This is a genomic window from Streptomyces sp. S4.7 (assembly GCF_010384365.1).
Taxonomy (GTDB): Bacteria; Actinomycetota; Actinomycetes; order Streptomycetales; family Streptomycetaceae; genus Streptomyces.
The window spans coordinates 3148035-3169317 of the sequence record NZ_CP048397.1 but is presented as its reverse complement, the minus strand read 5'-3'; the positions used below and the strand labels follow the sequence as shown (position 1 = coordinate 3169317).

At 70.2% G+C, this 21283-nt stretch carries 15 protein-coding genes; 8 read left to right on the top strand and 7 right to left on the bottom strand.

Annotated features, from left to right (window positions below):
* Positions 1-2: 2 nt before the first annotated feature.
* The gene (locus tag SSPS47_RS13800) at positions 3-1340 is read left to right on the top strand and encodes an ABC transporter permease (protein WP_164251405.1); all 1338 of its coding nucleotides are present in this window, start codon (positions 3-5) and stop codon (positions 1338-1340) included.
* Positions 1341-1411: 71 nt separating this feature from the next.
* Here the strand turns inward: SSPS47_RS13800 and SSPS47_RS13795 are convergent, their stop codons facing one another.
* Positions 1412-2104, bottom strand: a complete 693-nt coding sequence (locus tag SSPS47_RS13795; RefSeq protein ID WP_164251404.1) for a hypothetical protein — start codon at positions 2102-2104, stop codon at positions 1412-1414.
* Between the two features lie 85 nt (positions 2105-2189).
* Between SSPS47_RS13795 and SSPS47_RS13790 the strand changes: the two genes are divergently transcribed.
* Positions 2190-4805, top strand: a complete 2616-nt coding sequence (locus SSPS47_RS13790; RefSeq protein ID WP_164251403.1) for a bifunctional FO biosynthesis protein CofGH — start codon at positions 2190-2192, stop codon at positions 4803-4805.
* Between the two features lie 243 nt (positions 4806-5048).
* Positions 5049-6164 carry an ADP-ribosylglycohydrolase family protein gene (locus SSPS47_RS13785; protein ID WP_164251402.1) on the top strand — a complete coding sequence of 372 codons (1116 nt, stop codon included), beginning with the start codon at positions 5049-5051 and terminating at the stop codon, positions 6162-6164.
* 424 nt (positions 6165-6588) lie between these two features.
* Here SSPS47_RS13785 and SSPS47_RS13780 read toward each other — a convergent pair whose 3' ends face one another.
* From SSPS47_RS13780 to SSPS47_RS13765, 4 genes are all read right to left on the bottom strand, one after another.
* Entirely contained in the window at positions 6589-8160 is a 1572-nt protein-coding gene (locus tag SSPS47_RS13780) for a sodium:solute symporter family protein (RefSeq protein WP_164251401.1), read from the bottom strand.
* 469 nt (positions 8161-8629) lie between these two features.
* Positions 8630-8836: a DUF397 domain-containing protein gene (locus SSPS47_RS13775; RefSeq protein WP_164251400.1), complete on the bottom strand. Its 207-nt coding sequence runs from the start codon at positions 8834-8836 to the stop codon at positions 8630-8632.
* A gap of 219 nt (positions 8837-9055) precedes the next feature.
* Positions 9056-9916: a helix-turn-helix transcriptional regulator gene (locus SSPS47_RS13770; RefSeq protein ID WP_147878551.1), complete on the bottom strand. Its 861-nt coding sequence runs from the start codon at positions 9914-9916 to the stop codon at positions 9056-9058.
* Between the two features lie 335 nt (positions 9917-10251).
* Positions 10252-10971 carry a GPP34 family phosphoprotein gene (locus SSPS47_RS13765; protein WP_164251399.1) on the bottom strand — a complete coding sequence of 240 codons (720 nt, stop codon included), beginning with the start codon at positions 10969-10971 and terminating at the stop codon, positions 10252-10254.
* 1445 nt (positions 10972-12416) lie between these two features.
* Between SSPS47_RS13765 and SSPS47_RS36205 the strand changes: the two genes are divergently transcribed.
* Both SSPS47_RS36205 and SSPS47_RS13755 read left to right on the top strand, forming a co-directional pair.
* The gene (locus SSPS47_RS36205; RefSeq protein ID WP_343234882.1) at positions 12417-14117 is read left to right on the top strand and encodes a hypothetical protein; all 1701 of its coding nucleotides are present in this window, start codon (positions 12417-12419) and stop codon (positions 14115-14117) included.
* A 224-nt stretch (positions 14118-14341) separates the two neighbouring features.
* Positions 14342-16192, top strand: a complete 1851-nt coding sequence (locus SSPS47_RS13755) for an MFS transporter (RefSeq protein WP_164251397.1) — start codon at positions 14342-14344, stop codon at positions 16190-16192.
* Positions 16193-16371: 179 nt separating this feature from the next.
* On the opposite strand, the gene SSPS47_RS34815 is transcribed toward SSPS47_RS13755, so the two are convergent.
* Both SSPS47_RS34815 and SSPS47_RS13745 read right to left on the bottom strand, forming a co-directional pair.
* Positions 16372-16587 carry a hypothetical protein gene (locus SSPS47_RS34815; RefSeq protein WP_239065259.1) on the bottom strand — a complete coding sequence of 72 codons (216 nt, stop codon included), beginning with the start codon at positions 16585-16587 and terminating at the stop codon, positions 16372-16374.
* On the bottom strand, positions 16563-17543 hold the full coding sequence (locus SSPS47_RS13745) for an extracellular solute-binding protein (RefSeq protein WP_164251395.1): 981 nt from the start codon (positions 17541-17543) through the stop codon (positions 16563-16565). The genes SSPS47_RS34815 and SSPS47_RS13745 overlap by 25 nt, the downstream gene beginning before the upstream one ends.
* On the opposite strand from SSPS47_RS13745, the gene SSPS47_RS35365 reads away from it, so the two are divergent.
* From SSPS47_RS35365 to SSPS47_RS13730, 3 genes are read left to right on the top strand one after another with little or no spacing between them, the layout of a single operon-like run.
* Entirely contained in the window at positions 17530-19197 is a 1668-nt protein-coding gene (locus SSPS47_RS35365) for an FAD-dependent oxidoreductase (RefSeq protein ID WP_239064898.1), read from the top strand. The genes SSPS47_RS13745 and SSPS47_RS35365 overlap by 14 nt on opposite strands.
* 21 nt (positions 19198-19218) lie before the next feature.
* Complete coding sequence (locus SSPS47_RS13735) at positions 19219-20184, top strand: ABC transporter permease subunit (protein WP_164251393.1); 966 nt, start codon at positions 19219-19221, stop codon at positions 20182-20184.
* Positions 20181-21050 (top strand): carbohydrate ABC transporter permease, encoded by an 870-nt coding sequence (locus SSPS47_RS13730; RefSeq protein WP_164251391.1) that lies wholly within the window; start codon positions 20181-20183, stop codon positions 21048-21050. Before SSPS47_RS13735 ends, SSPS47_RS13730 begins: the two co-directional genes overlap by 4 nt.
* Positions 21051-21283 lie beyond the last annotated feature (233 nt).

Genomic DNA, 21283 nt, shown 5'->3' with positions numbered 1-21283 from the left:
CGATGTTCACTCTCGCCATGCGCTCCGTCCGACAGCGCCCCGGGCGCTTCATCGCCACCCTGCTCTCGACGTTCCTCGGCGCGGTGGTCGTGATGACCTTCAACTCGATGCACGACACCGCGTCCGCCCCCGGCATCGACGCGCTCAGCAAGGAAACGCTCACCATCGCCGCGAGCGTGGTCGGCGGCTACGGCACCTTCCTCGTCTTCTTCGCCGTGGCATCCACCCTCACCGTCAACGTCCGCCAGCGCGGCGAGGAGATCGCACTGCTCCGCCGCAGCGGGGCCACCCCCGCCCAGATCAAGCGGATGGTCGTCTTCGAGGCCGTCGCGGTGGCGGTCGTCGGAACCGTCCTTGCGTTCGGGCCGGCGATGCTCGGCGGCGACCGGCTGCTCGTCCTCTTCAAGGACACCGACCAGGTCACCCAGGGCGTGGACTTCAGCTTCGGCCCGATCGCGATGGCGTCGGGATTCGCCATCACGCTGGTGGCCTCGGTCGGGGCCGCGTTCCTCGCGGTACGCCGGGTGGCCAAGGTCGCCGCGGGCGGCGCCAAGCCGCGGGGCCGGGGCAAGAACCTCGCCGGTGCCGCCGCCTTCGTCCTCGGCATCGGAGGGGTCTTCTCCACCTTCGCGCTGGACAAGTCGGACGTCGCGCTGATGGCCGGCCCGGTCTACGGAGCCATCCTGCTCGCCGCGGGCTTCGCGATCCTCTCGCCGGCGATCCTGCGCCTCGTGCTCGGCACCCTGGCCCGCCCCATCACCGCCCTCACCGGCGCCAGCGGCTATCTGACCGTCCACAACATGCGCCGGCGGGCCTCCGAGCTGTCCGGCGTGCTCATGCCGCTGATCCTCTTCATCGGCATCGCCTGCGCCACGCTCTACATGCAGGCCATCCAGAGCGACGCGGCCAAGGCGTCCGGCATCGCCCCGACCGGAGAGGACAAGAACGTCGAGACGCTCAACTACGTGGTCGTCGGCATCATCGTGGTCTTCTCCTGCATCATGCTGATCAACAGCCTCTACGCGGCGACCACTTACCGCACCAGGGAGTTCGGCCAGCAGCGCCTCGCCGGTGCCACCCCACCGCAGGTCCTCGGCATGATCGCCCTAGAATCGGTGATCCTGACCGTGACCGGAGTGTTCTTCGCGACGGTGGCGGCCGTCGCCGGAGTCGTCCCCTTCAGCATGGTCCGCGTCGACACCGCCACCCCGGACCAGGACCTCGGGATCTGGCTGGTCGTCGTCGGGATCGGCGCCGTCGCGACGATCGCCACCAGCGTCGGTACGGCGTACCGCGGCCTGCGCACCCCGGCCGTCGAGGCGGTGACCCTGGCGGCCTGACATGACACCGCAGGGACCGGAAGCCGCCGAGGGGCAGTCGCACACCGCGACTGCCCCTCCGGGCTCTGCCCCTACGGCCGCAACCGCGGTGGCTCGACCTCCGCCCCGGCGTCCGTGGCCGACCACGTACCCCGCCCGGCGCCGGGGTCGTACGCGCACGGCGCGTGGACGCCACCCTCGAACCGCCCTCGGTGGTCCCGCCACTCGAAGACGGCCCGGATGTCGCCACCGTCGTCCGAGGGGCCGTCGCGCGAGACGCGCAACTCCAGCCCGTACGCGGCGCCCGCGTCGCTCTCGTACGAGTCGATGTCCCAGCCCCCGTCCCCGAGATGCCCGTGCAGCCGCTTCAGCGCGGACGCGGCCCCGCTCTCCGGGACGTCGTCCACCGACCAGCGGTGCGAGAGGCTGTACGCGCCGTCCACCGGCTCGTCGGCCATGCTCTCCAGGCCGCCGGGGTAACAGAGACCGGCGCTCGCGTCGGACCCGGCGGCCGTCTCGAAGCCGAGCACCTCGTACGACTCCCGCGACACGTCCCCGATGCGGGTCATCATCGCCTGCGGGTCGACACGCTCGTACTCCTCCGGTGTCCCGCGCTGCACCGAGTACGTGACCAGGAAGCCGAGTACGAGCAGCACCGGTACGGCGACGAGCACCCCGCAGCCGATCCCCACGCCCCGCAGCACGCCACCACCCGCGCCACCGACCTCGTCGCCGGTCGGGCCGGGCGAGCCGGCCGAGTGAGCCAAGTCCCTCGCGTCGTTCATGAGATCGAAGTTATTCCCGTATCCCCGAATGTGGGCATCCGCTCACCTACTCATCCGGCAGCCGGAATCCCCCGGCCCCGCTCGTATGCTCGGACATATGACGACGAGCGCCACGGCCCCCTCCGCCCCTACCGCCAACGCCATGCGCCGCGCCCTCAAACGAGCCAGGGAGGGTGTCGCGCTCGACGCCGCGGAGGCCGCCGTCCTGCTTCAGGCCCGCGGCGACGACCTCAAGGACCTCGCCGCCTCGGCCGCGCGGGTCCGCGACGCGGGACTCGAAGCCGTCGGGCGGCCCGGAGTCATCACGTACTCCCGCAAGGTCTTCATCCCGCTCACCCGTCTGTGCCGCGACAAGTGCCACTACTGCACGTTCGTCACCGTCCCCGGCAAACTGCGCCGGGCCGGGCACGGCATGTTCCTGTCGCCCGACGAAGTCCTCGCCATCGCCCGAGAGGGCGCCGAAATGGGCTGCAAGGAAGCGCTGTTCACCCTCGGCGACCGGCCCGAGGACCGCTGGCCCGAGGCGAAGGAGTGGCTGGCGGCCGAGGGGTACGACGACACCCTGGCGTACGTACGGGCCATGGCCGTGCGCGTTCTGGAGGAGACCGGACTCCTTCCGCACCTCAACCCCGGAGTGCTCGGCTGGACCGACTTCCAGCGGCTCAAGCCCGTCGCGCCCAGCATGGGCATGATGCTGGAGACCACCGCCACCCGGCTCTGGTCCGAGCCCGGCGGCCCCCACCACGGCTCGCCCGACAAGGAGCCCGCCGTACGGCTGCGGGTGCTGGAGGACGCGGGCCGCTCCAACGTCCCCTTCACCACCGGCATCCTGATCGGCATCGGCGAGGACTACGAGGAGCGCGCCGACTCCCTCTTCGAGCTGCGCCGCACCGCCCGCGCCTACCACGGCATCCAGGAAGTCATCGTCCAGAACTTCCGCGCCAAGCCCGACACCGCGATGCGCGCCATGCCCGACGCCGAACTGGAGGAACTGGCCGCCACGATCGCCGTCGCCCGGCACCTCCTCGGCCCGGCGGCCCGGATCCAGGCCCCGCCCAACCTCGTGGACGAGGAGTACGCGCTTCTCATCGGCGCCGGGATCGACGACTGGGGCGGCGTCTCGCCCCTCACACCCGACCACGTCAACCCCGAGCGCCCGTGGCCGCACATCGACCAGCTGGCCGAGCGCACCGCCGCCGCAGGCTTCGAGCTGCGCGAACGGCTCACGATCTACCCGGAGTTCATCGCCCGCGGCGAGCCCTGGCTCGACCCGCGCGTGATGCCGCACGTGCGCGCGCTCGCCGACCCCGTCACCGGTCTCGCCCGCGAGGACGTCAAACCGGCCGGACTGCCGTGGCAGGAGCCCGACGAGGGCTTCACGGCCACCGGCCGTACCGACCTGCACCGCACCATCGACACCGAGGGCCGAACCGGCGACCGCCGCGACGACTTCGACCATGTCTACGGCGACTGGGACGCCCTGCGCGAGGCCGCCGCGCCCGGCATGGTGCCGGAGCGGATCGACACCGACGTCAGGCAGGCCCTCACCCAGGCCGCCGCCGACCCGACGAAGCTCACCGACGACGAGGCACTCGCGCTGCTGCACGCGGACGGCCCCGCGCTCGACGCGCTGACCCGGATCGCCGACGAACTGCGCCGCGAGGTGGTCGGCGACGACGTCACGTACATCGTCACGCGCAACATCAACTTCACCAACGTCTGCTACACCGGCTGCCGTTTCTGCGCCTTCGCCCAGCGCCGTACGGACGCCGACGCCTACACCCTCTCGCTCGACCAGGTCGCGGACCGCGCCGCGCAGGCGTGGGACGTCGGCGCCGTCGAGGTGTGCATGCAGGGCGGCATCCACCCCGACCTGCCCGGCACGGCGTACTTCGACATCGCGCGCGCCGTCAAGGAACGCGTCCCCGGCATGCACGTCCACGCCTTCTCGCCGATGGAGGTCGTCAACGGCGCCTCGCGCACCGGGATGTCGATCCGCGAATGGCTCACGGCCGCGAAGGAGGCCGGGCTCGACTCGATCCCGGGCACGGCCGCCGAGATCCTGGACGACGAGGTGCGCTGGATCCTCACCAAGGGCAAGCTGCCGACGGCGACGTGGATCGAGGTCGTCGAGACCGCGCACTCGCTGGGCATCCGCTCCAGCTCCACGATGATGTACGGCCACGTGGACCAGCCCCGCCACTGGCTGGGGCACTTCCGCACCCTGGCCGGTATGCAGCGCAAGGCACTTGAGGCCGGGCGCGAGGGCTTCACCGAATTCGTCACGCTGCCCTTCATCCACACCAACGCGCCCGTCTATCTGGCCGGCATCGCCCGCCCCGGCCCCACCACGCGCGACAACCGCGCGGTCATGGCGATGGCCCGGCTCCTCCTCCACCCCTACATCACCAACATCCAGACCAGTTGGGTGAAGCTCGGCACCGAAGGCGCCGCCGAGATGCTCCGCTCCGGCGCGAACGATCTCGGCGGGACGCTGATGGAGGAGACCATCTCCCGCATGGCGGGGTCCGGTTACGGCTCGTACCGCTCCGTCAAGGACCTGGTCGCGATCGCCGACGCCGCGGGCCGGCCGGCCAGGCCCCGGACCACGCTGTACGGCGAGGTCCCCGAGGAGCGCGTACGGGCGGCGACCGCGTCCGACGGGCACCTGCCGGAGCTGCTGCCGCTGCTGCCCGAGTAGGCCGTCCCCGCGCCGCTCCCCGGCAGGAGCGTGCCCCCGCGCTGTGGGGCGGACGGGCTGTTGCCCGGCGCCGTCTCCCTGTAACCCGATCGCCCGGAGGGTCCGCCCGCGCGGCCCCGTCCGGCGATTGAGGACGAAACCGCCCGTCCCGCCGGGCCCGGACACGCCCGTGCCGAACAGTCCGTTCCCGTTCGATTACAGTGCTGCGCCAGAGCGCGTTCCACGACTCGGAGGGAGGGACGCGTGAACAGGCCAGCCACCGCCATATGGGGCCGGGCGGAGCAGCAGGACTTCCGCAGCCGCGTCCGCGGGTGCCTTCTCGGGGGAGCCATCGGCGACGCGCTGGGGGCGGGGGTCGACACGCTCACCCTCGACGAGACCCGGACCGCGCACGGCGCCGAGGGTGTCACCGACTTCGCCCAGGCGTACGGCCGGCGCGGCGCGGTCGCCGCCGCCACGCAGCTGACCCTGTTCACCGTCGACGGCCTCATCCGCGCGCAGGTCCGGCGCGACACCGGCGCCTGGCATCCGCCGACCGATGTGCACCGCGCCTATCTGCGGTGGGCCGCCACCCAGAGCGACTGGGGACCCGACGAACGCCGCAAGGACAACGGCTGGCTCGCCCAGGAGGAGTGGCTGTACGCGCGCCGCGACCCGTCCGTGTCCTGTCTCACCGGGCTGGGCGACGAGCTGATGGGCACGCTGGACAAGCCCAAGAACCCCACCGCGCGCGACGCGGGCGCGGTCGTGCGCTCGGCGCCGTTCGGGCTGCTCGTGGGGTGGGAGCCGCAGTTGGTCTGCCAGCTCGCGGTGGAGTGCGCGGCGCAGACGCACGGCCATCCCACGGCGTACCTGTCGGCCGGTGCCTTCGCCGTGATCGTGCACGGCGTCGCGCGGGGCGACAGCGTCGACGCGGCGGTGCAGCGGTCGCTCGCGCTGCTGACCCAGCACCCCGGCCACCAGCCGGTCACCGACGCGCTGGGGCAGGCGCTCGGAGCCGTACGGCAGGGGATCCCGACCCCGGGCCGGGTCTCGGTGCTCGCGGAGGGCGGGGCGGCGGAGGACTCGCTCGCGGTGGCCGTGTACTGCGCGCTGGTGGGCGAGGACGTACGCCACGGCCTGCGGCTGGCGGTCAACCACGACGGGCCGTCCTCGGCGACGGGAGCGCTCTGCGGGGCGCTGCTGGGCGCGATGCACGGGGAGACGGCCCTGCCGCCCGCGTGGCTGGCGGAGCTGGAGGGCCGGGCGACGCTGCTGGAGATCGCGGACGACTTCGCGATGGAGATGACCCAGGGCCCGGCCCTCCACGGCCCGTCGATCACGTCCTCGGGCTGGCTGACGAGGTATCCCCGGGGCTGAGCGCCTCGGGGCGGCCCTCGTCGACACGGCCTGGCCACGACGAGTCGGGCACCGCTGTCACACAGCGCGAGTCGCCCCCGGCTCGCGCTGCCGGACGTCCGTCCTCAATCGCCGGACGGGCTGAGAACGCGCCCGGCACGCTCCCACCCCGTCCGGCCACGTCCAGCCCGTCCGGCGTTTGAGGACAGAACCGGCCGGCGGGTGGGCGTACTTGCAGTCTGTCCGGCCACGTCCAGCCCGTCCGGCGTTTGAGGACGCAACCGCCCACCGGGCGGGCTCACTTGCAGCCCGTCCGGCGTTTGAGGACGCAATCGGTTGTCGGCCGGGCGTACATCCAGCCCGTCCGGCGTTTGAGGACAGAACCGCCCACCGGGCGGGCCCGGTCGGCGAGTTCGGGCCCGGCGCCGGTGCGGCGGGCGGGGCGTCAGCCGGAAGCGCCCTCGCGGCCGAGCTGCTTCGCATCCCCCGGCCCCGCCGGCCCCGGCACCGCGGCGCACCCGTCCGACCCGTCGTCGTCGTTGATCTTCTCCAGCACCGCGTCACGCTCCGGCGTGTCCTCCGGCTTGACGAAGCCGATCACCACGTAGAGCACCAGCGAGACCGCGAGCGGGATCGACACCTGGTACTGGAGCGGCACCCCACCGTCCACGTTCCAGCTGATCGGGTAGTTGACCAGCCAGAACGTGACCAGTCCGACGGCCCAGCTGATCAGCGCCGCCGTGGGACCGCTCTTGCGGAACCAGGGCAGCAGACCCAGCATCAGCGGGATCGCGATCGGCCCCATGAGCCCGGCCACCCACTTGATGACGACCGTGATGATGTCGCCGAAGAAGGGCGAGTTGACCTGCGTCGCGATGGCCATCGACAGACCGAGGAACAGCAGCGTCGTCCAGCGGGCGGCCAGCAGCCCGACCCGCGTGTCCCACTCCCGTGCGCGGCGCGACACCGCGGGCATGATGTCGCGGGTCACGACCGCCGCGATGGCGTTCGCGTCCGACGAGCACATGGCCATCGTGTGCGAGAAGAAGCCGACGATGACCAGACCCAGCAGACCGTGCGGCAGGAGCTGTTCGGCCATCAGCGCGTAGCTGTCGGCCGGTACGTCCGTGTCGATGAGGACCGGCGCCACCCACATCGGGAAGAACAGCACCAGCGGCCAGATCAGCCACAGCACGGCGGACAGGACCCCGGACCGCGTCGCGGACTTCGCGGAGTCGGTGGCCATGTAGCGCTGGGCCTGGTTCCACATGCCGCCGTTGTACTCGAAGGTCTTGATGAACAGATACGCGATGAGGAAGACCATCATGTACGGCCCGGCCAACGGCTCGGTGTGGCCCTGGAGTTCGGGCTCGTCCCAGACGTTCCACAGACTGCTGAAGCCGCCCAGCTCCGCCATGACGGCGACGAGCATCGCGATGCCCGCGACGAACTGGATGATGAACTGGCCCAGTTCGGTCAGGGCGTCCGCCCACAGCCCGCCGACGGTGCAGTAGACCGCGGTGACCGCGCCCGTGATCAGGATGCCCATGTTGAGCGAGACACCGGTGAAGACCGACAACAGGGTGGCGATGGCGGCCCACTTGGCACCGACGTCCACGATCTTCAGCAGCACGCCCGACCACGCGAGCGCCTGCTGGGTGGGCAGGTTGTAGCGGTTCTTCAGATACTCCAGCGGCGACGACACCCGCAGCCGCGAACGCACCCGGTTGAGCCGGGGCGCGAAGAGCTTGGCCCCGATCGCGATACCGATGGCGATGGGGAACGACCAGGTGACGTACGACGTGACGCCGTAGGTGTACGCGATGGCCGCGTAGCCGGTGAACATCACCGCGCTGTAGCCGGACATGTGGTGCGAGATGCCCGACAGCCACCACGGCATCTTGCCGCCGGCCGTGAAGTAGTCGTGGACGTCGCCCACGCGCTTGTGGGACCAGACGCCGATCGCGACCATCACACCGAAGTATCCGATGAGCACGGTCCAGTCGAGACTGTTCATGTGCCCCCTCCAGGGGTCCGCCTTGTGAACGTGGGGGTGCACTTCGTCAGTACGTCCGGTCAGCGGCCCCCGTGCGGGAGCGGGGACTTCGGGGATTGAACCGCTATTCGCGGCAACGGGTCAAGGGTTTCTGCGGTCATAGGTGTGAACACAAATCAGAAAGCCGAACCATTTTGCTCGTTCTTGACCTCGCGGGGCGTTGTCGTGAACGTGACAGGAACCACACGATGGGCGGGCACTTCGTCAGACCACGGCCGTCCATGGAGAGGTCGCGCGGGATGCGGGTCCCGCGCGGACCGGAAGAGAGGACCGATCGAGAGACGCTGCGGGAGAACGGGCGGAACGGGCGGGAGAACGGGCGGTGAGCCGCTTCCGTGCCCGGAAAAGGTGAGAGCCCCCTCGGCCGGGACGGCGACCAGTCGAGAGGGCTGGGGTTCGGCGGACGTACTCGTACCGCTCACCAAGGTGTTCAGAGGGTCGTGGCCGACGTCCCTACGGAGTCGGCCACGAAGGTCTCCCAGGCTTTCGGGGCGAAATTGAGGACGGGACCGCCGAGATTCTTCGAATCCCGGACGGAGACCGCCGTCGCGGGAAGTGCGCGCACTTCTACGCAGTCCCCGTTCGCCGAGTAGGTGGACTTCGTCCACTGGGTCAAAGAGACTCGCTTACTAACCATGATCGCTCCGGTGGTCGTGCCAGACTGACACAAGTCGATTTACCAGCGCGCCGCATTGCGCTCTGACGTGATCGACGCTACGCGGTGAAATCATGGGTTTCATTCATCGTTCACTCAACCGAGTGGCAATTGCCGAAGCGGCTTACCTCAATGACCGTTACGCGTGTAAGATGCGCGCCTCTTGACCTGACGAACCGTCAAGTCGCTGCCAAGTCGCCGTCAACTCGCCGCGTAGTCAGCGGCGATCTTGTTGATGAACTCCCTCGACTGTTCGGCGCTGAGAGCCTTGGCCCGGAGATGCTCGTACATGACGGTGTAGCTCTGAACATCATTCGCCTTCTCCAGGTACAGGTCGCTCGTCACTCCTTCCAGGTAGACGACGGTGGCATCCGCCGCTTCCTGGAATTCGAGGATGGCGAACTTGCCGTACATACCCGGATGCGCGCCCACATCGTAGGGAACCACCTGAAGTGTCACATGCGGCTGCGCGCTCAATTGCGCGAGGTGCCCCAATTGCGCGGCCATGATCTGAGGACTGCCCACCACGCGCCGCAGCAGCGCCTCGTCGATGACCGCCCAGAAGCGGAGCGGGTCGTGAGGGTCCGTCAGCCGGTCCTGGCGCTTGAGCCGGATCTGGATCCGCTTCTCGACGTCGCCGGGTGTCTCCTCCGGCCACATGCCTTCGATGACGGCCTGGGCGTACTCACGCGTCTGGAGCAGACCGGGGACGATGAGTGACTCGTACACGCGCAGCGAGGCCGCGTCCGTCTCCAGGCCGATGTAGACGCTGTACGGGATATCGCCGAAAGCGTGCCACCAGCCCTGCTGGCGCGAGTCCTTGGCCATTTGCATGAGCGACTCGACAATGCGGTTGTCCTCGACCTCGTACACACCGCACAAGTCGCGGACATCGCGCTGACTGATGGAACGGCGACCGTTCTCAAGACGGCTGATCTTCGACTGGGAGACCAGCAGGCGCTCCGCCACCTCCTCCGCCGTCATGCCTTTGACCTCGCGGAGCCGGCGCAACTCCTGGCCCAATCGGCGTCGCCTGACGGTGGGATTGACGTTGGACGCCACGGGAACGGCACCTCCTGCTGAGTATCTGCGTAGCGCTGTGTGTCTACGTCTCAGCAGACTGCCACCGATGGGCCCGACCGCGCTGGAAAACGGCGACAGAGGGGAATGCGCGGGTGGTAAGTGGACACACCGTGGCCAGGTCCTGTATTCGGGCGCCGCGTGATGACGCGGGACGCGCGACGCGCGGGACGGCCTGTCGTAAGGCTGGTCCCGCGCGTCTCTTGCGGCTCCCGAACCGGGTCTCTGGGGACGTCGGCGCGGCGGTTTCCCGTACCGCGTGCTGTCCTGTCGGTGCGTGTTCGTGCTCTCAGTGCGGCTCTCTCGGTGTCGTGCCTTCAGTGCGCCGCGACGCGGGCCATGCTCCCGCGGTGCGGTTGCATCGGTACGGCCGGAGGTCGGCCTCCCGGTGCGGGATTACGGCGCGGCTGAGCGGCCGCACCGTTCTGGACGTCCATCACGGCATGCGCCACGAGGCCGCCCATCGGGTCGTGTCTGATCAGATCCCGGAGCCGGGAGCGCGACGAGCGCCCCTCGTTACCGGGGTACAGGTGCTTGCCCAGACCGACCGCGTGGGCCAGTGCGGCGAGCGCCGCGGTCCGCGGGTCCGGCGGTACGCCGGTGCGGATCGCACTGTCCAGCCGTGCCCTGATGTCGCGGCTGATCGCCGTCTCCGTCGCCTGGTAGCGAGTCGTCGGCAGCACTCCGCACATCTGGCCCGCCACGGCATGAACCATGCCGCACCGCTCCAGATGCGAGAGGTAAATCTGACGGAGCCCCAATCGGGGCCCGCCGATCCAGTGAACTGCGCGAACCGGGCTGCCGCGTCTGCGCAACAGCTCCAGCGCGGAGTCCAGAGTCGGATCTCCGGTCGGCCGTGGCATCACCACGGCGATACGATCCCCGTCAGGGGCTATCCGTCCTGCCAGAGCCAGCTCTACTAGCTGTGCTCCGGCCAGGCCGAGGTCGAGCGACTGCGGCTGCGCTGTGGTACCCGTGGCCGGGTCCAGAGCGAGCAACAGAAGCTCCTCCGGAATTGTTCTGCGGCTCCTGCCCATCCATGCCTCCCCGCGTGGATGAATGACAGGGTGACCCCTCTCACATTGGTCTGTCGAGGGTGCCTGGTCGCTTTGTGCGGGAACCGTTATGTATGTCGTTCTCGTCTTGCACTTGGGCTGTGGTTTCACACAGGACACTGATAATCAGTTCGGAGAGTGCGGCGCAGCGCGCGAAACGCGTCGCACACGCATGAGGAGGCACGGTGGCGGGCGAGTCCCCCGACAAGTCGGAGCAGCGGAAGTCGTCGGGGGAGGCGACTCACGAACGGGACCCGAGGTTCGCGGTCTTCCGGGAGTCTGCCGCCGACGAGCCCGACACGACGAAGGACGCGAGTTCGGACCGCGAAGGTTCCGGGGAGGCCACTGTCGACCACTCGACGGCCGTGTTCACGGTCAGGGGGGCCGGGGGAGCCCCAGGGGCTCCTGGGGCCGCTGAGGCGCCTGTGGCGGCCGTGGAGGGGTCTTCGGCGGGTGTGACGGAGTCCGGGTCGGCGGCGGAGCCTGAGAGCGGGTCGGGAGTGACCGCGACACCGCTGTCCGGCCTGCGCCCCGCCGCGGAGAAACCGGCGGACGAGCCCGAGACCGCCCCCGTTCCGGCGGCGGACGTTGCTCCCGCGAACCCGGAGGGCGAGCGGGAGGCCGAGCCTGCCGGGTCGGCCGCCTCCGGCTCGAAGGCGGGGGTCGCTCCCGCGGAGCCGGAAGCAGCCTCCGAGCGGACGACTGATGGTGCGCCCGCCGGGTCGGCGGACGAGTCCGACGAAGTGACCTCCACGCCGCCGGCCTCGCCCAGCCGCCCGAAGAGTGACGAGGCTGCCCCTGTTCCGGCGGCGGACGTTGCTCCCGCGAACCCGGAGGCCGGGTCGGCCTCCGGTTCGGGGGCCGATGACGCGTCCGCCAGCCCGGCGGGGGCTGTCGCTTCGGTGGAGCCGGGAAACGGTTCCGAGGCCGATCCCGCCGGGTCCGGCGCTGACCGCCCGGCCGACGTCGCTCCGGCGGCGCCGGGCAGCAGGCTGGGGTCCACTCCCGCTGTGTCCGAGTCCACGGCTGGCGTGAAGGGCGACACCGCGCCGGAAGCGGACGTTGCCTCGGCGGAGCCTGAGGGTGAGCCTGCCGGGTCGGCGGACGGGTCCGGGCCGGTCCGGCCGGTGGGTGGCCGGTCGGCCTCCGGTTCGGGGGCCGATGACGCGTCCGCCAGCCCGGCGGGGGCCGATGACGCGTCCGCCAGCCCGGCGGGGGCCGATGACGCGTCCGCCAGCCCGGCGGGGGCCGATGACGCGTCCGCCAGCCCGGCGGGGGCCGATGACGCGTCCGCCAGCCCGGCGGGGGCTGTCGCTTCGGTGGAGCCGGGAAACGGTTCCGAGGCCGTTCCTGCCTCGTCCGGGGCGAAGCCCGGAGCCGAGCCTGAAGTCGGGTCTGCCGGGTCCGGCTCTGACCGCCCGACAGGCGTGGCTCCGGCGGAGCCGGACGCTCCCGCTGCGGCCGGGGCGGTGCCCGGCGCGAAGCCCGCGGGTGGGTCGGGAGTCAACTTCCGGCGGCCGTCCGTCGCCCCGGCGGAGCCGGAAGGCACCTCCGGGCAGAAGCCCGCAGCCGCGGGCGTTACCTCCGCGAAAGCGCAAACCGCACCGGAGGCGAGCCCCGAGGGCGGGGTCGACCGGCAGACCGCCGTGTTCAAGGCGCTCAAGCGGCCCGGGGTCGATCAGCCCACCGCCATGCTCAAGCTTCCGCCGCAGACCCCGGCGCCCGCGTCGGAGTTGCCCGCCGAGCGGACCAGTAAATTCGTGCCCCTCCGGTCGGAGCAGGCTCAGCAGCCCGCCTCCGCCGGCGTCGCCGAGGCCGAGCGGACCCGGCAGCAGCCCATGCCGCCGCTGCCGCCGCTCGATCTGCTCGCCGAGCTGACCAACAAGCCGGCGCCGCCCGAGACCCCGACGCGTACGGTCGTCAGGCGGGTCAAGATCTGGACGCCGCTGCTCGTGCTCGTACTGATCATCTTTGCGGTCGTACAGGCCGTGCGCCCTCTCCCGGAGCCGTCGTTGAACCTGACGGCGGAGTCGACGTACACCTTCGAGGGCGACAAGCCCACGCTGCCGTGGCCCGGCGAGGGCCAGGGCTTCATGGCGGCGACCGGCCTCGGCACCGTCGACTCGTTCGGTGAGCAGAAGGCCGTGCCGATCGGCAGCGTCGCCAAGGCGATGACCGCCTACGTCGTCCTCAAGGACAAGCCGCTCGCCAAGGGCGCCGACGGCCCGTCCATCACGGTCGACGCCAAGGCCGAGGAGGACGGCGGGCTCGACGCGCAGGGCGAGTCGACGCTCAACACCGTCAAGGAGGGCGACAAGCTCACCCAGCACGACGCGCTGGCCGCCCTCATGATCCCGTCCGCGAACAACATCGCGCGCCTCCTGGCCCGTTGGAACACGGACGGCTCCGAAGAGGCGTTCGTCAAGAAGATGAACGACACCGCCGAAGAGCTCGGCATGAAGAACACCACGTACACCGACCCGTCCGGGCTCGACGCGACGACGGTCAGCTCCGCCGAGGACCAGGTGAAGCTCGGCCAGAAGCTGGTCGAGATCGAGGCGCTGATGGACATCACCAAGCTGCCCGAGTGGAAGGACCCGTCGGGCAAGACCTGGCGGAACTACAACACCCTCGTCCCGTACGACGGCGCGCTCGGCATCAAGACCGGCTCCACCACCAAGGCGGGCGGCAATCTCCTCTTCGCCGCGCACAAGACCGTCGGCGACACCGACCAGTTGATCGTCGGCGCCGTCCTCGGCCAGCACAAGGCGCCGATCATCGACACCGTCAACGCGGTGAGCGAGGACGTCATGCTCGCGACGCAGGACGAGTTGGAGGGCGCGACGGTGGTGAAGAAAGGCCAGGTCGTCGGCGAGTTCGACAACAACATGGGGACGAAGACGCCGGTCGTCGCCACCAAGGACGTGAAGGCGGTCGGCTGGTCGGGCCTCACCGTCAAGCTCGAACTGTCCGACGAGGGCAAGGACCTGCCGCAAACGGCCGCCGCCGGGACCCATGTCGGTCTGCTCACCGTGGGTGAGGGCAAGAGCCGGGTGGAGGTCGCCGTCGCGCTCCAGGGCGATCTGGCCGAGCCCACGTTCGGCGACAAGCTGACCCGGGTCGGCTGAGCCGCCCGCCCGACGAGCACGGGAGGGCGCCGGAAACGGCGTCCTCCCCGACCTCGGCCGCGTGCTAGCGTCCGAGATCCGTCCACGATCCGGCCGAGATCCGACCGAGGTCAGGGCAGCCAGGCAACTCAGGACGCGGGGACGGCGTCCTTACTTCCTCCAGGGCCGGACGGACCTCGGGAGGGCCGGCACACCGGGCTGACGGTGAGACGGGGAGAGTCGCAGTGACCACCGCTGAGCCGAAGCGCGCCGACGGGCCGAAGCGCGCCGCTGAGCCGAAGCGCGCCGACGGCAGCATCACCGAGCCCGCCGAGCCGGACGGGGAGGCGGCCGGGATCCCGGAGCCCGCCAAGGACCTGCGCAGCCGCGTGCTGCGCCACCCCGTCCTGCTCACCGGCACGGTCGCCGGGATCGTGCACCTGAGCTGGTTCTTCTTCATCGCCAACAGCGGCGGCGACATCGCCGCGCAGGACGCCTGGGCCGAGTTCGTCGGCCGCCACCCGGACTCCGCGTACAACCTCGCCTGGTACGGCGGGATGCACCCCGTCTCGTACAGCGTCGTCTCGCCGTATCTGATGTCGTTGTTCGGCGTCCGGACGACGATGATGATCGCCGGGACCGTCTCGGCCGCCCTGACCTCGCTGATCCTCTACCGCGTAAAGGCCGTCCGGAATCCGCTGGCGTGCTCGTTCGCCGGGGTCTTCGCCTTCCTCTGCAACGCGCTCTCCGGCCGCGTGACGTTCGGCCTGGGCACCATGTTCGCGCTCGGCGCCGTCGCCGCCGTCTTCTGCTGGCCGCGCCGCTGGCGCTACAAGCGCTGGGCCAAGGGCGTGGTCGCCGCGCCGCTCGCCGGGCTCGCGACCGCCTCCAGCCCGGTGGCGGGACTGTTCCTCGGGGTCGTCGCCGCCGCGCTCTTCCTCAACAAGCGGCGCCCGGGAGCGTACGCGGTCGGGCTCGCCCCGGTCGCCGTCGTCGCGCTCTCCGCCTGGCTGTTCCCGTTCTCCGGCACCCAGCCGATGTCGCTCGGGACGGCGTCGCTGCCCTTCATCTTCTCCGTCGTCGCCTTCTTCCTCGTGCCCCGCGACTGGCACACGGTCCGCACCGCCGCCGCCGTCTACGGCATCGGGGTCCTGCTGACCTGGGGGATCGACTCGCAGATCGGCTCCAACGTCTCGCGGCTCGCGATGATCGTCGGCGGTGTCGTGCTGCTCGCCGCGCTGCCGTACGCGGCGCCGCGCTCACGCAAGTGGTACGCGCTCGTCCTGGCCTTCGTCGCGTTCAACTTCTGGATCGGCTTCAAGGGCGTCGACGACATCATCCGCACCGCCCCCACCGCGTCCTGGACCCGTGAACTGGCGCCGCTGGTCAACGAGTTGCAGGAGGTCGGCGCCGAGCGCGGCCGGGTCGAGGTCGTCCCGGCCAGCAGCCACCGCGAGGCTTCGGCGCTCGCGCCGTACGTCAATCTGGCCCGCGGCTGGAACCGGCAGGCCGACATGGAGCGCAACCCGCTCTTCTACGACGACAGTCTCACCGACGACAGCTACCGCGCCTGGCTCGACCGCTGGGCCGTCGCCTATGTGGTGCTGCCCAAGGGCAGGCCGGACAACGGCGCGGGCCAGGAGGCGGAGCTGGTACAGCGCGGCCTGCCCTATCTGAACCACCTGTGGGGCGACGCCAACTGGCAGCTCTACGAGGTCCAGGACCCGATGCCGCTGGCCGACCCGCCCGCCGTCGTGCGGCGGGCGTCGGCCGACGAGCTGACGATAGAGGTGAAGACCGCCGGGAAGGTGCTGATCCGTATCCCGTACTCGCGCTGGCTCGCCGTCGTCGACGAGAAGGGCGAGAGCCTGGACCGCCCGGAGGAGACCGCCGCGTCCAAGGCGGACGAGGACGGTCCGAAGGAGTTCACCAACCCCAACGGCTGTGTGTTCCGGGCGGAGAAGAACACCGACGGCGACGAGTGGACGGAGCTGCTGGCCCCGCGCCCGGGGACCTACCGCATCGCGGCCCCGTACCAGCTGCGTCCGGGCACGCCCTGCCCGGACGAACTGCGCGAGGAAGTTGACGGGCGCTGACGGGCGCTGACGGGCGCTGATGAGGGCCGCCCCGCTCGTGTGCGGGGGTTCCGAGATCCCGGGCCAACGACCTTCTCGCCGGGCGTCGGCCACGAGGGAGTTGTCCGGGGCCGCCGCTCTGGCAGGGGTGCCGCTTACCCCGGCTGTCAGGTGCCGGGGGAAGCGGAGTGCCGGCGGTGTCAGCCGAGGTTCGCGTCCTGGTGGACGCGCACCGAGTCGATCTTGAACTGTTGCGGGAAGGTGACGCTCGCGTCGGGGTGGCCGATCCACGAGGCACCCACCGCGGTGTTCATGATGATGTGCATCGGGGTGTTGAAGTAGTTGCCGGCCGGACTGAACTGGCAGGTCTGCTGCCCGTCCACGAAATAGGTCAGCTTCGGCCCGGGCTCCCAGATGAGGCTGTACGTGTGGTAGCCCGCGGACAGGTCGACGGGGCTGACGTACTTGCAGCCCTGATTCGCGCCGAGATCGGTGCCGTTCGGGGTGTCGGCGTGTAGGAGTCGGTCTCGACGGCGTTGGTGAACTTGCCGCCCTTCACCGCCCAGCCGTTGGGCGCACCGGCCATCGTCAGCGCGAACATCAGGGCCCCGCCGCCCCCGACACCCGTGTCGCCCAGCGCCCAGCGCCCGGCCTTGGCGTCGGTCAGGCCCTCGCACAGCTCGACGAACTCCTCGAAGCTCTTCGGCGCCGGGTTGAGCGAGCGCTGCGCGATCAGATCGTCGCGGGTGAACATGACGTTGCCGATACCGGCCCGCGGGGTCGGCAGTCCGTAGATGCCGCCGTTGGCGACCATCGGGCGCCAGGAGAACTCCGGGATGTTGGCCAGGAACGGGTACTCCTTGACCGCGTCGCCCGAGAGGTAGGGCGTGAGGTCGGCGAACTTCGCCTTGAGGACGGCGGGCAGGTTCGGGGTCCAGGACTGCAGCATGACCAGATCCGGGAGGTCGCCGCCGGTCAGCGTGGTGGACAGTTTGATGCCGTAGTCGGCGTCCGGGACGATGTTGAACGCCAGCTCGGCGCCCACCCGTTCGTTCAGTGCCTGCCAGTACTTGTTGCTGCCGGGCGCCGGCGGCACCGGCGTGAACGTGTTGACCAGGATGTCGACCTTCCCGGCGCCCTCCCCGGGCTTGCCGGTGACAGCGGCGGCCGGGTCGGCCGGATAGCCGTAGAAGCCCGGCAGCAGGTTGTCGCCGAACGGCAGGTCCGGCTTCACCCCGGCGAACGGGACGTAAGTGGGCAACTTCAGCCGGGCGTTGGCGGCGACGTCGCCACCACCACCGCCGGCGCCGCTGCCGCACGCGGCGACGAGCGGTGCCGCGGCGGCCGCGAGCGTTCGGGTGGGCGACCGCACCGCGGCCCGGGTCGAGGAGGCGATCCAGCAGCTCGGCTACGTACCGAACGTGGCCGCCCGCAACCTGGCCGGCGGCCGCAGCAACATCATCGGCGTGTTCACCTACGAGGCGCTGTTCCCGATGGACGCGATGAGCTTCTACCACCCGTTCCTCATGGGCGTGGAGGAAGCCGTCGAGAACCTCGACTGCCACCTGCTGCTCTTCACCGGCTCGCACGTCGACGGCCGGCGCCGCGCGATCTACAAGAACGGCGTGAACACGCTCCAGCTCGCCGACGGTGCCGTCATCGTCGGTCAGGCCGAGGACCGCGACGAGCTGACCGCCCTGCTGCGCGAGGGCTTCCCCGCGGTGTTCATCGGCCGCCGCGAACTGACCAGCATCGAGGCCTCGTACGCCGCCGCCGACTACAACACCGCCACCCGCCAACTCGTCGAACGGATCAGCGGCCTCGGCCACCGCCGCATCGCCCGGCTGCACAGCGGCTCCGGCCACGAGTCGATCGTCGACCGCGACGCCGGATTCATCGCCGCCCGCGCACTGCTCGCCGACCGGCTCGACGCCGCGGACGTGTTCATCACTCCGAACGCCGCCGCCGTCACCGAGCTCGTGCCGCGGCTGGTCGAGCAGGGCTACACCTGCCTCGTCGCGGACGACTGCGACCGGGCCGGCGACGCCTGCGCCGCCGCCGAGGAGCTCGGCCTGTCTGTGCCCCGCGACCTGTCCATCGCGGCGCTCAGCGAGTTCTCCTTCACCGCCCCCCACCGGGACTTCACCACTGTCGTGACTCCCGGGCTGCTGAGCTGGGTGCAGGTCGCGCCCGAGACGCTGGTCCGCTACGAGAAGAACATCTTCGAGCCCGACAAGGACTTCGACCTGTGGCGCTTCCGCCGCATCCTGCACAAGCCGCTCCTCGCCGAGGGCTTCGCCGCCAGCGACATCACCCTGGTCAACTGGCAGCAGGTGGACTACTGGATCGGACCGCTGACCGGCGTCGACGACGCCGAGCGCGACCGCCACCTCGCGGCAGCCAAGCAGCTCAGCCTCTCCTTCCTGTACTGGATGCAGACCGAGGCACCCAACTACGAGGGCGGCACCGGCTATCCGGGGCTGCGGCTGCGCACGGACGTCACCGACACGGCCGACGGCCTCGCCAAGTACCCGTACATCCGCGAATCGCGGCGCATCCGCGCCGACTTCACCGTCACCGAACAGCACGTCGGGGTGGCCGCGCGCGGCGCGCTGCTGGGCTCCGAGGAGTTCCGCGACTCGGTCGGCATCGGCAGCTACCGCATCGACCTGCACCCCTCCACCGGCAACGGCTCCGGGCCGCGCCAGTACCTGGACGTGGAGAGCTGGCCGTTCCAGATCCCGCTCGGCGCGCTGCTGCCGGTGCGCGTGGAGAACCTGCTGCCCGCCGGCAAGAACATCGGCACCACCCACATCACCAACGGCTGCTACCGGCTGCACCCCGTCGAGTGGAACATCGGCGAGGCCGTCGGCGCGCTCGCCGCGTACTGCCTCGACACCGGGTCCGCGCCCCGCCAGGTGCACACCGACCCGGTCAAGCTCGACGAGTACCAGAAGCTGCTCACCGACCTCGGCGTCGAGCTCAGCTGGCCGCGCGAGGTGCGCACCCAGAAGAAGTACAACTGACCCGAGCTGAGGCAGGACGAGATGGCTGTGCTCGAGAAACCGATCGTCGCCGCGCAGGCCCCGCCCGCCCCGCAACCCGCGGGGCGCCGACGACGGCTACGGCGGGACCGGCTGCTGCTCCTGTGTGCGCTGCCGGGCCTGGCCGCGCTGCTTGTCTTCCACTACGCCCCGCTGCTGGGCCATGTCATCGCGTTCAAGGACTACCAGCCGTACATCGGCATCGCCGACTCGCCCTGGGTCGGCCTGGACAACTTCCAGGTCGTCTTCAACGGCGATCCGGTCTTCCTGAACGCGCTGAGCAACACGCTGGTGATCTCGCTGCTCCAGCTGGTCTTCGTCTTTCCGCTGCCGATCGCGGTGGCCCTGCTGCTCAACTCGCTGGTCTCGGAACGCTTCAAACGGATCGTGCAGTCCGTGCTCTACCTGCCGCACTTCATGTCCTGGGTGATCGTCGTGGCGATCTTCCAGCACATGCTGGGCAACGCCGGACTGCTCAACGGCTTCCTCCAGACCCACGACCTCGGCAGCTTCAACCTCATCGGCAACCCCGGGATGTTCAAGGAACTCGTCGTCGCCCAGGTGATCTGGAAGGACACCGGCTGGGGCACGATCCTCTTCCTCGCCGCGATGTCCCGCATCGATCCGGCGCTGTACGAGGCGGCCGCGGTCGACGGCGCGTCCCGGCTGCGCCAGCTGTGGCACGTGACGCTGCCCGGCATCAGGGCCGTCGTCATCCTGCTGGCGATCCTGCGTCTGGGCGATGTGCTCAGCGTCGGCTTCGAGCAGATCATCCTCCAGCAGCAGGCGGTCGGCCTCGGCGCTTCGGACGTGCTCGACACCTACGTCTTCAACAACGCGGTCGGCTCCGGAGTTTGGGGCGCCTCGGCCGCTGCCGGGCTGGTCAAGGGCGTCATCGGCGTCGCCCTGGTGCTCGGCGCCAACAAGGTCGCCCATCTGTTCGGCGAGCGAGGGGTCTACCAGAAATGAGCGCATCGGTGACGCCGGCCGCAGCGCCGGTCAAGGCCGCGAAGGGCGTCGTACTGACGCTCTGCTGTCTGCTGGTGATCCTGCCGTTCCTGGCAGTGGTCTCCACCAGCCTCGCCGACCAGCAGCAGGTGACCGAGGCCGGTGGTTACGTCCTGTGGCCGGACCACCCCGATCTCGACGCGTACCGGGCACTGTTCGACGGCGACGTGGTCACCCGCGCGGTGCTCGTCTCCATCGTCATCACGCTCGTCGGCACGACGCTGTCCCTGGGGTGCACGACGTTGCTCGCCTACGGACTGTCCCGGCCCGGCAGCTTCGCGAGCAAGCCGATCCTGATGCTGGTGCTGTTCAGCCTGCTGTTCTCGCCGGGCATCATCCCGATGTACCTGACCGTCAAGCAGCTGGGACTGCTCGACAGCTACTGGTCGCTCATCCTGCCGACGCTCATCAACGCCTTCAACGTGATCGTGATGCGTGCGTTCTTCCTCGAACTGCCGCAGGAACTCCTCGACTCGGCGAAGATCGACGGTGCCGGGGAACTGACCATCCTCGCCCGGATCGTGCTCCCGCTGTCCAAGGCGATCATCGCGGTGATCGGACTCTTCTACGCGGTGGGGTACTGGAACAGCTTCTTCTCGGCCCTGCTGTACATCACCGACAACGCGAAGTACCCGCTGTCCCTGGTGCTGCGCACCTACGTCGTCAACAACGCCACGATAGGCACCGGCGACGCGGGCACGGCCCTGCCGCAGCAGTCGCTGCAGATGGCGATGCTCGTGGTGAGCATCCTGCCGATCCTGTTCGTCTATCCGTTCCTTCAGAAGCACTTCGCCAAGGGCATCATGATCGGCGCCGTGAAGGGATAGCGGCCCGGGACGGCGCGCAGGCCCGGTACCTCTGGTGCCCGCGCGAAGAAGGAGTCGGTGGCCGGCCCTCCGGCCACCGACTGACCGGTGCCGTACGCCCTTGTCCAGGGCACGGTCAACACCCCGTCCCCGGCACGGCGGCGACCGGGCACCCTCATTCGCGCGCGACCGGACGCGTACGGACACACGGTTCCGGCGTGACCGGGCGGCCCTCGTTCCACGCGCGGAAGCGC